This is a genomic window from Pseudarthrobacter sp. GA104 (assembly GCF_009741265.1).
GTDB lineage: Bacteria > Actinomycetota > Actinomycetes > Actinomycetales > Micrococcaceae > Arthrobacter.
Genome location: NZ_WOWL01000001.1, coordinates 1,882,431 through 1,896,238, shown reverse-complemented (window position 1 = coordinate 1,896,238; position 13,808 = coordinate 1,882,431). Strand labels below are relative to the sequence as shown.

11 protein-coding genes are annotated in these 13,808 nt (G+C 68.3%); 8 read left to right on the top strand and 3 right to left on the bottom strand.

The window, feature by feature from the left end; genetic code table 11:
- The first annotated feature begins 120 nt into the window (after positions 1-120).
- Positions 121-2,517: a phosphoketolase gene (locus tag GK109_RS08610; protein WP_157239771.1), complete on the top strand. Its 2,397-nt coding sequence runs from the start codon at positions 121-123 to the stop codon at positions 2,515-2,517.
- On the opposite strand, the gene GK109_RS08605 is transcribed toward GK109_RS08610, so the two are convergent.
- The 3 genes from GK109_RS08605 to GK109_RS08595 all read right to left on the bottom strand — a co-directional run bounded on the left by GK109_RS08605 (position 2,510) and on the right by GK109_RS08595 (position 5,175).
- Positions 2,510-3,262 (bottom strand): DUF429 domain-containing protein, encoded by a 753-nt coding sequence (locus GK109_RS08605; protein ID WP_157239769.1) that lies wholly within the window; start codon positions 3,260-3,262, stop codon positions 2,510-2,512. The two genes, GK109_RS08610 and GK109_RS08605, sit on opposite strands and share 8 nt — an antisense overlap.
- 8 nt (positions 3,263-3,270) lie before the next feature.
- Complete coding sequence (locus GK109_RS08600; protein ID WP_157239767.1) at positions 3,271-4,599, bottom strand: carboxylesterase family protein; 1,329 nt, start codon at positions 4,597-4,599, stop codon at positions 3,271-3,273.
- Between the two features lie 87 nt (positions 4,600-4,686).
- On the bottom strand, positions 4,687-5,175 hold the full coding sequence (locus GK109_RS08595) for an inorganic diphosphatase (RefSeq protein WP_157239765.1): 489 nt from the start codon (positions 5,173-5,175) through the stop codon (positions 4,687-4,689).
- A 154-nt stretch (positions 5,176-5,329) separates the two neighbouring features.
- Between GK109_RS08595 and dacB the strand changes: the two genes are divergently transcribed.
- From dacB to folP, 7 genes are all read left to right on the top strand, one after another.
- Entirely contained in the window at positions 5,330-6,880 is a 1,551-nt protein-coding gene (gene dacB / locus GK109_RS08590; protein ID WP_157239763.1) for a D-alanyl-D-alanine carboxypeptidase/D-alanyl-D-alanine-endopeptidase, read from the top strand.
- 143 nt (positions 6,881-7,023) lie between these two features.
- On the top strand, positions 7,024-8,157 hold the full coding sequence (locus GK109_RS08585; protein WP_157239761.1) for a zinc-dependent metalloprotease: 1,134 nt from the start codon (positions 7,024-7,026) through the stop codon (positions 8,155-8,157).
- 102 nt (positions 8,158-8,259) lie between these two features.
- On the top strand, positions 8,260-9,348 hold the full coding sequence (gene tilS / locus GK109_RS08580) for a tRNA lysidine(34) synthetase TilS (RefSeq protein ID WP_157242780.1): 1,089 nt from the start codon (positions 8,260-8,262) through the stop codon (positions 9,346-9,348).
- Between the two features lie 30 nt (positions 9,349-9,378).
- Positions 9,379-9,930 (top strand): hypoxanthine phosphoribosyltransferase, encoded by a 552-nt coding sequence (hpt, locus tag GK109_RS08575; protein WP_104996440.1) that lies wholly within the window; start codon positions 9,379-9,381, stop codon positions 9,928-9,930.
- Positions 9,931-10,152: 222 nt separating this feature from the next.
- Positions 10,153-12,216, top strand: a complete 2,064-nt coding sequence (ftsH, locus tag GK109_RS08570; RefSeq protein WP_157239757.1) for an ATP-dependent zinc metalloprotease FtsH — start codon at positions 10,153-10,155, stop codon at positions 12,214-12,216.
- 10 nt (positions 12,217-12,226) lie between these two features.
- Positions 12,227-12,871, top strand: coding sequence for a GTP cyclohydrolase I FolE (gene folE, locus GK109_RS08565; protein WP_321215057.1), 645 nt, complete (start codon positions 12,227-12,229; stop codon positions 12,869-12,871).
- A gap of 10 nt (positions 12,872-12,881) precedes the next feature.
- Entirely contained in the window at positions 12,882-13,802 is a 921-nt protein-coding gene (folP, locus tag GK109_RS08560) for a dihydropteroate synthase (RefSeq protein ID WP_157239753.1), read from the top strand.
- Positions 13,803-13,808: the final 6 nt, after the last annotated feature.

Genomic DNA, 13,808 nt, shown 5'->3' with positions numbered 1-13,808 from the left:
TACCTGCAGGTAGCAGCGCCAAGGCAAGCGGGGTTGCCTCGGACTGGCCCATCTGGTGCGATGGGGGAACGGCTGCACCTGGCGGATCAAAGGGTGGGCGAACGCGACGTGAGGATGGTTATGGCCGGCAGCATGGGGCAGGGCGAACTTGAACTTGTGGACCGCTGGTGGCGCGCCGCCAACTACCTTTCCGTCGGACAGATCTATCTCCGCTCCAACCCGCTCCTGCGCGAACCGCTGCAGGCCGAACACACCAAATCCCGGCTGCTGGGCCACTGGGGCACCACCCCCGGGCTGAACTTCGTCTATGCCCACCTCAACCGCATCATCCGCCGCGACTCCGCCGAGATGCTTTTTGTGGCGGGTCCCGGCCACGGCGGCCCCGCCGTCGTCGCCAATGCCTGGCTGGAAGGCACCTACTCCGAGATCTACGGCCACGTGGGCAACGATGGCGACGGCATGGCCGAACTCTTCCGCCAGTTTTCCTACCCGGGCGGCATCCCCAGCCACGCGGCACCGGAAAGCCCCGGCTCCATCAGCGAGGGCGGCGAACTCGGGTATTCCCTCGCCCACGCGTACGGCTCGGTCCTTGACAACCCCCAGCTGGTCACCGCCGTCGTGATTGGTGACGGCGAAGCGGAAACCGGCCCGCTGGCCGCCAGCTGGCACTCCCACAACTTCCTGGACCCGGCCACTGACGGCGCGGTGCTGCCCATCCTGCACCTGAACGGGTACAAAATCGCCAACCCCACCATCCTGGCCCGGATGCCCGAAGAGCAGCTGCAGCAGTTGCTGCGCGGTTACGGGCATGAGCCCTACTTCGTGACAGTGGAAGACCCGGACAACACGGAGCAGGCGCACCGCGACTTCGCGGATGCGCTGGAACGCTGCATGGCCGGCATCCGCGCCATCCAGGACTCACGGCGGTCTCCCCGGGCCGGACAGGACGGGGCGGATGCCGCTGCCCGCTGGCCCATGATCGTGCTGCGCTCGCCGAAAGGCTGGACCGGACCGCGCGTAGTGGACGGGCTGCAGGTTGAGGGGACGTGGCGCAGCCACCAGGTCCCGCTCTCCGAAGTCCGCACCAACGGGGAGCACCTGAAGCAGCTGGAAGGGTGGCTGCAGTCCTACCGCCCCGAGGAGCTGTTCGACGGCGACGGCAGGCTCCGGCCCGAGGTCGCCGAGGCCGCGCCCGCGGGCGCTTTCCGGATGAGCGCAACACCGCACGCCAACGGCGGACTGCTGCGGAAGGCGCTAAGGCTGCCTGCCTACCGGGACTACGCCGTCGAGGTCCCGGAGCCGGGGACCGGGCGCGTCAGCCCGATGGTCACGCTGGGCTCGTGGATGCGGGACGTTATCTCGCGGAACATGGAAACGTTCCGGCTCTTTGGCCCGGACGAGACCGCCTCCAACCGGCTGCAGGACGTCTACGAGGTCACGGACAAAGTATGGCAGTACAGGATTGACGACGCCGACGAGCACCTTGCGCGGTCCGGCCGCGTGATGGAGGTGCTCAGCGAACACCTGTGCCAGGGTTGGCTGGAAGGGTACCTCCTGACCGGACGCCACGGGGTCTTCAACTGTTACGAGGCCTTCATCCACATCGTCGACTCCATGTTCAACCAGCATGCCAAGTGGCTGAAGGTGCACCGGCAGCTGCCGTGGCGCCAGCCGGTGGCATCGCTGAACTACCTGCTGTCCTCCCACGTGTGGCAGCAGGACCACAACGGCTTCTCGCACCAGGACCCGGGCTTTATTGACCATGCCGTGAACAAGAAGGCGGAGGTCATCCGGGTATACCTGCCGCCGGACGCCAACACCCTGCTGTACGTCATGGACCAATGCCTGGCCTCCACCGACTACGTGAACATTGTGGTCAGCGGAAAGCAGCCCTCGCCCACCTGGCTGGGCCCCGCCGACGCCGCCAACCACTGCCGCCGGGGGCTGGGGATCTGGGCGTTCGCGGGGTCCGAGGTGCCCGGCGAGGAGCCCGACGTCGTGATGGCCTGCGCGGGTGACGTGCCCACCGTGGAGACCGTTGCGGCAGCCGAACTGCTCCGGGAAGGCGCGCCCGGACTGAAGGTCCGGGTGGTCAACGTGGTGGACCTGATGCGGCTGCAGGACGTGAGCGAGCACCCGCACGGGCTTCCGGCCCGGGATTTCGACGGGATCTTCACGGCGGACAAGCCCATCATCTTCGCCTACCACGGCTACCCCGCGCTGATCCACCGGCTTGCCTACCGCCGCTCCAACCAGGACGGCCTGCACGTGCGCGGCTACAAGGAAGAGGGGACCACCACCACGCCGTTCGACATGGCCATGCTGAACGGGATCGACCGGTTCCAGCTGGCCATCGACGCGATCGACCGCGTGCCCGGGCTGGCCGAGAGGCATTCCCTCCTCCGGCAGCACCTCCAGGACCGGCGGATGAGGGCCCGGGAACACACCCGGCTGCACGGGGAGGACCCGGAGGAGATCCGCAACTGGACCCTTGGCGGCGTGGGTCCCGCTAGCTGACGAGTTCCGCCAGCCCGCAGGAGGGCAGGTGGATCCACCCCTCGTCGAGGGCGGCTGCGGCGTGCGCGCCGTCAGGGGGCGCGGTAAGCCCGACGGCGGCCGCGCGGGCGGTGAGGGATGCGACGACGGCGTCGAACAGGTCGTCCGAGGCTGCAAGCCTGTCCTCCTGCCCGGCCAGGTCCAGCCAGGGGGCCTGCTGCCGCAGGTTCGCGAGGAGCATGGAAAGCCGCTCGGTTTCCGGGGTCCCCCGTCCTTTGTAGCCGCGGGCGACCAGTCCCCACAGTTTCAGGGAAGCAGCCGGATAGACCTCCGCGAGGCGTCCCGATCCGTCCCTGGGCTGGGGGCCGTGGAGCGCCGCGATCTTTGCCTGGATCACCGCGCACCGCATGGCCGGGTGCGCCAGCCGGTCCGCGGAGACGCTGAGGGGGATCAGTCCGGTGCGGCGGGTGACGAACCTGTCCGTGTCACGGTAGGCAAGCAGCCGCCGGCCTTCGATGCCGTCATGCGCAAGCACGGGGTCGGCGTCGAAGGCAAGGTGCCCCGTGAGGAACGGGATCAGGGCCCGAGGCCACCCCACCGGGCAGTCGATCCCCGTCATGGCGGCGCCGCCAAACAGTTCCACGATCTCCTGGTCGCCCACATCCAGCGCCAGGTGCACCAGGCCGGCGGAATCCTTGCCCCATTCGAGGACCGCCACGGCGGTTTTCCTGGTGGCGGCGGCCAGGTCGACGCCTAAAGTCCGCATCGGAACCCTCACGCTGCCCGGTAGCGCAGCGTTCCCGGGATGGTGCCGTGGTTGCCGAGGTCATCGCCGCGGGCGAACCGTGCCCAGAGCGCCCGCAGCTCGCGTCCTGCCGCGTTGACCTCATCCCAGCTGGCGCCGGCAATCAGGCCCACGCCGTCCCACGTGTTCCGGTTGCCGAAAAGCAGCGGGAGGTCAACAGTGTGGGCAGCGCCGAAGATGTTTCCCGGGGCATGCCAGCTCAGGACGTAGCGGTGGGCCTTCCCGCCAGCCCGGGCATGGCGCCGGGCGAACCTCCGCGCCGCCTTCGCATAGACGGTCTCGGTGACCACCCAGTCAATGGCGCGGACGGCGGCAGACCCCACCAGCGGGACGCGCGCCAGCCGGCTGAGGTAGGGGCTGCGGGGCAGGAACAGCCGTGCTTCCTCGGACGTATGCCCGATCAGCACCTCAACGCCGGGCGCGGCGCGGTTCCAGGCGGCTTCAATATCCGGCTCCGCCGGCAGCGGCGCGTGGCCATACTGGGTTCCGAAAGGCATGGCGGCCAGCATGCCGAATTTCCGGGCTACCTGGGCAACGTGGTCCTCCCGCTCAACGATGTCCATGGCGGGGGTGTCCTCGTCCACGGCCTCGGCAACGATGCCCATGGCATGGTTCATTTTCGCCCTGCCGCGGGAGATTCCCAGCGGGGCGCTTTGGATGATGGCCCGCTGGAAGAGGGACGGTGCTTCGGCTGTGGCCATGAGGTGCGCGATCGCGTCACCTCCGGCCGACTGGCCGAAGGCCGTCACCCGGCCCGGGTCGCCGCCGAACGCGGCAATGTTCCGCTGCACCCACCGGAATGCCTCGAGCTGGTCCAGGAGGCCCAGGTTCCCCGGCCGGCCGGTGCGGGTCGCCAGGAAGCCGAACAGCCCCAGGCGGTACGTCACAGAGACCACCACCACCCGGTTCTCGGACACCAGCGCCGCGGGGTCGAAGATGGCGAGGTCGCCCGAACCGGTGGTGTAGGAGCCGCCGTGGATCCAGACCATCACGGGGAGCTGTTCGCCGGAGGCAACGCCGGCGGGCATGGTGATAGAGAGGTTCTGGCAGTCCTCGCTCCCCGGCAGCTCCCCGTAGCGGGTGCCCAGGACGTCATCGAGGAACGGCACCGGCCCCTGCGGGCAGGCGGGCGCGGGGGAGGTGGCGGCAAACGGAACCGTCCAGCCAGGCGCCGGGGCGGGAGGCTGGAAACGTCCGGCGGTGGCGTAAGGGATCCCGGTTGCGCGGACGACGTCCCCGTCCCGCCAGCCGGTGACAGGACCGCAGGGCGGGTTGAAGACTGGCGCTGAGCTCACCAATTCACCTTAAACCACAACGCGGGGTCACTTCCGGCCCAATTCTGGCGAAGAATTCGGCGCGGAGTGACCCCGCGTTGCTTCAGGAAATCAGTGCTTGGTGGGCACGTAACGCTTGATGGAAGCTTCCAGCTCGGCCTCGGCGGCAGCGCGGTCGCCCCAGCCCTCGGCCTTGACCCACTTGCCCGGCTCCAGGTCCTTGTAGCGGGTGAAGAAGTGCTCGATCTCCTTGATCAGGAAGTCGTTGACGTCGCTGACCTCCTGGATGTGGTCGAAGCGGGCGTCCACCGGCACGCAGAGGATCTTGGCGTCTCCGCCGCCGTCGTCCGTCATGTTGAAGACGCCGATGGGGCGGGACTCAACGATGACGCCCGGGTGCAGGTCGAAGTCCTGCAGCAGCACCAGCGCATCCAACGGGTCGCCATCCTCGCCGAGGGTGTTCTCGAAGTATCCGTAGTGCGTGGGGTACTGCATGGAGGTGAAGAGGACGCGGTCCAGGCGGACGCGGCCGGTCTCGTGGTCAACTTCATACTTGACGCGTGATCCCTTGGGGATCTCGATGGTCACGTCATGCTTCATGGAATGCTCCTCGGCAATTGCAGGGGGTTCGCGGCACTTCTGACGGGCAACAAAAAGCACTGTCGGTGCCGCCGACTATTATTGAGGATATAGCGAGAGGCCCTGGAATCAGGAACTTGTGGGGAAATTTCAGGACTTGAGGACCGGCACCAGCATGACCAAGACAATCGGCACGGACCGGCAGTACGGCCGTGTCCGGCAGGCAGCGCTGAGGGGCATCACCGGGCTGCGGAGGTCCTGGCTGCTGGTCCTGCTGGCGGCCCTCCTGGTTGCCCTTTCCGTCCCGGCGGCCCTGCTGGTGGCCCCCGGCTTCCTGGGTCCCGAGGCCCCTGCCCCCGCTCCGCCCGCGCCCGCATGGCAGCAGGCTCCCGCCACGCTCTCTGCCCGGCCGGGCCTGGCCACACTCGACCCTTCGGCGGACGTCCCGGCCCGGGCCGCCGTCACGGCGCAGCTGGATCCGCTGTTAAAGGCCGACGGCGGCGGAACGTTCACCGCGCTGGTCCAGGATGCGCTGACCGGCGAGGTCCTGTTTGACCGCGGCGGATCGGAAGGCCGCGTTCCGGCGTCCAACATGAAACTGCTCACTGCCGTCGCCGCCCTGCGGTCCCTGGGGCCCGGGCGCCGTTTCAGCACAACTGTTGTTGCCGGGCCGGTGCCCGGGCAGGTGGTGCTGGTGGGCGGCGGGGACGTGCTCCTGGGGCCTGGCGAGTCGAACCCCGAACGGGCAATGGGACGCGCCGGCCTGGCATCCCTGGCTGCCGGCACGGTGGAGGCGCTGAAGGCTGACGGCGCGGCGGGGGAGCTCAAGGTCCTCGTGGACGACTCCCTTTTCTCCGGACCCGCGCTGAACCCGGCCTGGGACAGCGGGGATGTGGCCGCCGGCGAAGTGGCACCCTTGTTCCCCCTGGCCCTGAACTCAGCCCGGTACGATCCCGCTGTCACCACCGGTGCACGCCCGCAGGACTCCGCCATGGCTGCCGCCGAGGAGTTTGCGGCCCGGCTGCGGACGGCAGGCGCCGCCGCGGGACTCACTGTGGCAGCCGCCGTCGAACGTTCACCCCAGCCGGCGGGAGCAGGCGCCGCGGCAGCCCGCGCGGCGGCAACGGCCGCTCCCGGGGAGGATTCCAGTGAACCGAGGCTGCTGGCGGAGGTGCAGTCCGCCACCGTGGCCGAACAGGTGGACGTGATGCTGCAGGACTCTGACAACTACCTGGCGGAAGCATTGGGCCGGCTCACGGCACTGGCGGACGGGCTGCCCGGCAGCAACGACGGCGCCACGGCGGCAGTCCGTGCGCAGCTCTCCGCAGCCGGCCTCGCCACGGATGCCCTGAAGCTGGTGGACGTCTGTGGACTGGCCATGGGCAACCAGGTCTCGGCCCGGCAGTTTACCGAGGCGGTGCGGGCCATCACCTCGGGCACGGACCCCAGGCTGCGGGCCGCTCTGGACGGATTCCCGGTGGCCGGCCTGACCGGAACCCTGGACACCCGCTACGGCGGCGACGCCACTGCCGGCGGCGCCGGGCTGGTGCGGGCCAAGACCGGCACGCTGAACACAGTGCTCGCATTGAGCGGCTATGTGGTTGACGCGGACGGCAGGCTGCTGGTCTTTTCCTTCATCGGCAACGGGCTCACCCCCGGGGCTGCGGGCAACAAGGAAGCCCTGGACCGCGCCGCCACCGCGCTCGCAGGCTGCGGCTGCCGGTAGCAGCAAGTAGGATTCGCGGCGCGCTTTCCGCATCCTGTGAATCGCCTGTGCAAGTGCGTCCGTGGCCGGCCGGGTGCCCCGAAGGGTTCGCCGGTCAGCGAACTTAAGGACTATCCACAGCATGCTGTGTTCTGATGGGAACCATGGAGCCCACTGCACGCGAGTCGTCAACCCAGACGTTGTCCGCCACGGCACAGTCCTTGATCAACTGGGACCTCGCCGCCTCCACCGCCGCACGCCTGGCCCCGGCCGGGCCCGTGCTCAGCGAGGCCGCCATGGGTGAGGCCGTGGACAGCCTGCGCCGCCTGGCGGATGTGTCCGTTGAGCACGTCCACCAGATCACCGGGCTGGAGGCGGCACGCGACCTCCGGGACTCCTCCGTGCTGGTGGTGGACCGGGCGTCATGGGCCAAGGCAAACACGCAGAGCTTCGCGGTGATGCTCAAGCCTGCCGTGGAAAAGATGCTGGAAAGCCGGCGCGGCACGCTGAGCCCCGGCGCCGCCAGCGTCAGCGGGGCCATCACCGGGAGCCAGCTCGGCGCCGTCCTGGCATTCCTGGCCAGCAAGGTCCTGGGGCAGTACGATCCCTTCGCCGCACTCGCGGAAGGCTCCACCGCCCCTGCCGGCGGCAGGCTCCTCCTTGTTGCCCCGAACATCGTGGCCGTGGAGCGCGAACTCAACGTCGCCCCTGAGGATTTCCGCCTCTGGGTGTGCCTGCACGAGCAGACCCACCGCGTGCAGTTCGCAGCCGCCCCCTGGCTGCGGCACCACATGCTTGAGCAGATCGACGAACTCAGCGTTCACCTGCTGGGCAACGTCGACTCCCTGATGGAGCGGGCCACCGCCGCCGCACGCTCCCTCAAGGACCGCACCGCCTCCGGAAACACCCCCGGCCGCGGTGCCATCCTGGACCTCCTCCAGGACCCGGAGGAAAAGGCGGCCATCTCCCACCTCACCGCCGTGATGAGCCTCCTCGAAGGCCACGCGAACGTGGTGATGGATGCCGTGGACGCCAGCATCATCCCGTCCGTAAAGACCATCCGGCAGCGGTTCAACGACCGCGGCAAGGACCGCGGCGTGATCGAAAAGTTCATCCGCAGCCTCCTTGGCCTGGACGCCAAAATGCGCCAATACTCGGACGGCGCCAGGTTTGTGCGGGCCGTGGTGGATGTGGCCGGCATGGAAGGCTTTAACAAGGTGTGGGAGTCCGCAGACCACCTGCCCACCGAGCCGGAGATCCACGACGCCAAGTTGTGGCTTGACCGGATGGGACTCTGATTGCCTCGCAGCGAGTCACCTGACGCAGCATCCGGCGGCCCGGGCGGCGACAGCACCGGCGGGAGGAGCGGCTTCCAGAGCGGACGACGACGGCCCGGGAGGCTGGCGCCCGTCGTCGGCAAGGCGCGTAAGGCGCTCCAGGACGCCTTGGCGCAGGCGGGTTACCCGCGGCATGTCCTGGTGGCCTGCAGCGGCGGGCCGGACTCCCTGGCGCTGGCCGCCGTCGCCGCCTACTTTGCCCGGCGCGGGCACGTGGACGGCCACCCGGTCACGGTGGGAGCGGTGGTGGTGGACCACCAGCTGCAGGAAGGGTCCGCAGGCGTGGCTGCGGAAACCGCGCGGACACTGCGGGACCTGGGGCTGGCGCCCGTGGAGATCCGTGCCGTGACGGTGGCAACGGCCGGCATGGGTCCGGAGGCAGCGGCCCGGGAGGCCCGGCATGAAGCGCTTGAAGCCGCCGCCGCCGGCCAGGGCGCCGGAGCCATCCTGCTGGGCCACACGCTGGACGACCAGGCGGAACAGGTGCTCCTTGGCCTGGCCCGCGGCTCCGGCACGCGCTCCCTTGCCGGCATGAGGCCGGAGCGGGGACTCCTGCTGCGGCCGTTCCTGGGGCTCCGCCGGGCGGATACGGAGGAGATCTGCGAGGTGGAGCAGCTGCAGCCCTGGCATGATCCCACCAACTCGGACCCGGCCTTCGCGCGTTCCCGTACCCGGGTGGAAGTGCTCCCTCACCTTGAGGAAAAACTGGGCCCCGGCGTCGCCGAATCCCTCGCCCGGACCGCTTCAATCCTCCAGCTGGACGCCGACTACCTTGAGGACGTGGCGGAAACCACGTTCTCGGCGCTCGTTGAACGGGACGGCGCCGAAGTGAGCCTCCCGGAGGAGGCCTTGCGCGCCCTCGCCCCGGCCATCAGGTACCGCGTCATCGCCAAGGCGGCGGCCGACGTCGGCGGGCAGCAGCCCGGATACCAGCGCCTTTTGGCGGCGGAGGCGCTGTTGCGGCGGCAGGGCTCGGCCGGGCCGGTGGAGCTGCCCGGCGGGGTGAGCGCCTACCGCCTGTCCCTCGCGGAGCTGGAGGCGGCGGGAACCGTAAGCGGCCAGGCCGCAACCGATAACGCCAACCCCGTTCCCCGCGAAGCGGCCCGCTGTGGGAAGCTAGTATTCCGGCCTCAAAAACCGCCCGCAAAATAGTCGCACCCCGCATCTACACAGGAGCCATTGGTGGATTCAAACGACGTCCAGGCAGACCTCAAGCACGTTCTCTACACCAAGGAACAGATCCAGCAGCGCATCACGGAGCTGGCTGAGCAGATCGACAAGGACTATGAGGGCCGCGAAATCCTCATCGTGGGCGTGCTCAAGGGTGCGGTGATGGTCATGGCGGACCTGGCCCGGGCGCTGCACAGCCACATCTCCATGGACTGGATGGCGGTGTCCTCCTACGGCTCAGGCACCCAGTCCTCCGGAGTGGTCCGGATCCTGAAGGACCTGGACACGGACCTGATGGGCAAGGACGTGCTGATCGTCGAGGACATCATCGATTCCGGCCTCACCCTGTCCTGGCTCAAGACCAACCTGGAATCCCGCGGCACCGCCTCCGTGGAGATCTGCACCGCTTTCCGCAAGCCCACTGCCGCGAAGGTGGAGATCGACGTCAAGTACGTCGGCTACGACATCCCCAACGAGTTCGTGGTGGGCTACGGCCTGGACTACGCGGAGAAGTACCGCAACCTGGACTTCGTGGGCACCCTGGCCCCGCACGTCTACGAGTAGGCCCCCGGCACGCCGCCGTCGGAAATAGTCCGGTGACACCACGCCCCCTGGAGCAGGTCCTCCGCCGCCCTGGCGCCACTACGCCCACAGGGAACTTTTGCCGTCCATCATGCGTGATCTACTCCGGACGGTGTATAGCTAGAAGCTGACGCAGCACCATCACGCGCGCAGACTACTCGCCGTGCAGCACTACCGGAAGGGACGGGGCCAGCCCCCGAACAGATGAAAGCTAAGAACTTCTTCAAAGGCCCGGGCATCTGGATCGTCGTCGTGGTCGGTCTGCTCCTGGTGGCCTTTGCAACGCTGGCCCCAGGCGGTGCGGCACGGATCGACACTGACAAGGGCCTGGAACTGCTCTCCGGAAACCAGGTGGAGCAGGCCAAGATCTTCGACGGCGAAAACCGCGTGGACCTGACTTTGAAGGACAACCTGCAGCTTGACGGGCAGGACAAGGGCAAGAGCGTCCAGTTCTTCTTCGTGGACGCCCGTGCGCAGGACGTGGTCAAGGCGGTAACCGACGCCAAGCCTGCCCAGGGCTACACGGACCAGCCCATCGAGAGCAACTGGTTCTCCGGCCTGCTCTCCCTCCTGATTCCCGTCATCCTCCTGGGCGCCCTGTTCTGGTTCCTCATGACCCGCATGCAGGGCGGCGGCTCCAAGATCATGCAGTTCGGCAAGTCCAAGGCCAAGATGGTCAGCAAGGACATGCCGCAGGTGACGTTCGCCGACGTCGCAGGATCCGACGAGGCAGTGGAGGAACTCCAGGAAATCAAGGAATTCCTGCAGGAGCCCGCCAAGTTCCAGGCCGTTGGCGCCAAGATCCCCAAGGGCGTGCTGCTCTACGGCCCTCCCGGTACCGGCAAGACCCTCCTGGCCCGCGCCGTCGCGGGTGAGGCCGGCGTCCCCTTCTTCTCCATCTCCGGCTCCGACTTCGTGGAAATGTTCGTCGGCGTGGGCGCCTCCCGCGTCCGCGACCTCTTCGAGCAGGCCAAAACCAACTCCCCGGCCATCATCTTCGTCGACGAGATCGACGCCGTGGGCCGTCACCGCGGCGCGGGCATCGGCGGGGGCAACGACGAACGCGAGCAGACCCTCAACCAGCTGCTGGTGGAGATGGACGGCTTCGACGTCAAGACCAACGTCATCCTCATCGCCGCCACCAACCGGCCCGACGTGCTGGACCCCGCACTGCTGCGTCCGGGACGCTTCGACCGCCAGATCGGCGTGGACGCACCGGACATGATCGGCCGCGACCAGATCCTGCAGGTACATGCCAAAGGCAAGCCGATGGCACCGGGCGTGGACCTCAAGGCCGTGGCCAAAAAGACCCCCGGCTACACCGGCGCGGACCTGGCCAACGTCCTGAACGAAGCCGCGCTGCTCACCGCCCGCTCCAACGCGAACCTCATCGACGACCGCGCGCTGGATGAAGCCATTGACCGCGTCATGGCCGGCCCGCAGAAGCGCAGCCGCGTCATGAAGGAACACGAGCGGAAGATCACCGCATACCACGAAGGCGGGCACGCCCTCGTGGCAGCCGCGCTGCGGAACTCCGCCCCGGTCACCAAGATCACCATCCTTCCCCGTGGCCGCGCCCTGGGCTACACCATGGTGGTCCCGGACAACGACAAGTACTCCGTGACCCGCAACGAACTGCTTGACCAGATGGCCTACGCCATGGGCGGCCGTGTAGCCGAGGAGATCGTGTTCCACGACCCCTCCACCGGCGCGTCCAATGACATCGAAAAGGCCACCGGCACCGCACGGAAGATGGTCACCGAATACGGCATGAGCGAGCGGGTTGGCGCTGTCCGGCTGGGCCAGGGCGGCGGCGAACCGTTCCTGGGCCGCGATGCCGGCCACGAGCGCAACTACTCGGACCAGATCGCCTACGTGGTGGATGAGGAAGTGCGCCGCCTCATCGACCAGGCCCATGACGAGGCCTACGCCATCCTCACCGAGAACCGGGACGTCCTGGACCGGCTGGCCCTGGAACTGCTGGAACGCGAAACGCTGAACCAGGCCGAGATCGCCGATATCTTCAGGGACATCCGCAAGCGCGACTTCCGCGAGGTGTGGCTGTCCAAGGAGAGCCGCCCGGTCCAGATGGCGGGCCCCGTGGAGTCCCGCCAGGAAAGGGCGGAGCGCGAGGCCCAGGAAGAGGCCAAGAAGGCGCGCCTGGACGAGCCTTTGGACGCGCAGCCGCCGCACCCGCAGGGTGTTCCCGAGGATGCACCGTTCCGGGGCGGGGTAACGGACGCGGGGCCTGACGCCCTTCGCGGCTAAGCTTTCTTACGTGACCCACTTCGACGACGACGACGTTTCCGCCTCCGCCGGCTACCCGGCGGAGGGCGGCGCCCACCACTCAAAGCACAACAAAGTGGACCGGCCCCGGATCGAGGCAGCTGTCCGTGAAATTCTCCTGGCCATTGGAGAGGACCCGGACCGCGGCGGCCTCGTAGACACCCCCAGGCGTGTGGCCAAGGCCTACGCCGAGGTGTTTGCCGGGCTGCACCACGACCCCGCGGACGTCCTGTCCACCACCTTTGACCTGGACCATGAGGAACTGGTCCTCGTCAAGGACATCCCCTTCTATTCCACGTGTGAGCACCACCTGGTGCCGTTCCACGGCGTGGCCCATGTGGGCTACATCCCGTCGCATGAGGGCAAGGTGACGGGCCTCAGCAAGCTGGCCCGGCTCGTGGACATCTACGCCCGCCGCCCGCAGGTGCAGGAGCGCCTCACCACTGAAATCGTCGAAGCGATGGTCCGCCACCTCAAGCCGCGCGGCGCCATCGTCGTTGTTGAATGCGAACACATGTGCATGTCCATGCGCGGTATCCGCAAGCCCGGAGCGAAGACCGTCACCAGTGCGGTCCGCGGGCAGCTTCATGACCCGGCCACCCGCGCCGAAGCCATGAGCCTCATCCTCGGAAGGTAATCAACAGACCATGGATTCACTAGCTGCAGCGCCGGGAACCGGCCCCGCAACCTCGCCACTGCCCGTCCTGCGCAAACCGCGCCCGGCAGCCCGGTTCGAAGACCTGCCCACCGGCCGCACCCTGGTGATGGGCATCCTGAACGTCACTCCGGATTCCTTCAGCGACGGCGGCAGCCACCCCACGGCGGACACCGCCATCGCGGCAGGGCTCCGCATGTTCTACGCGGGCGCGGACATCATCGATGTCGGAGGCGAATCCACCCGGCCCGGCGCCGAGGACGTCAGCCCGGAGGAAGAACAGCGGCGCGTGGTTCCCGTCATCGAGGCGCTGGTGAAGGCCGGCGCCCTGGTCAGCATCGACACCACCCATGCCTCCACGGCCGCCGCCGCCCTGAAGGCCGGCGCCGCCATCATCAACGACGTCTCCGGGCTCACCGTCGAACCGGAAATGGCCGAGCTCGCGGCCTCCTCCAAAGCGCCTTACATCCTTACGCACCGCCGCGGCGACGCCCGCACCATGAACTCGCTGGCCGAATACAAGGACGTGGCGGCGGAAGTGGCAGCCGAGCTCGCCGGGGTGCGGGACAAGCTCTACGCCGCAGGCGTCAGCCAGGAACAGATCATCATCGATCCGGGCCTGGGGTTTGCCAAGAACGACGCCCAGAACTGGGAGCTCCTGCAGCACCTGGACCAGCTGGAAGGCCTGGGCCACCGGATCCTCGTTGGTGCGTCCCGCAAGCGGTTCCTCGGCACCCTGCTCACCGTGGCCGGCAAGTCCGCCGCCCCCGAGGAACGTGACGGGGCCACCGCCGCCATCACAGCCATCAGCGCCTACCGCGGCGCCTGGGCCGTCCGCGTACACGACGTCGGCCCCAGCCTTGACGCCGTCAAGGTGGCCGCGCGCATGGCCGCACCCCGCGCCGGCAGCTAAGCGCAC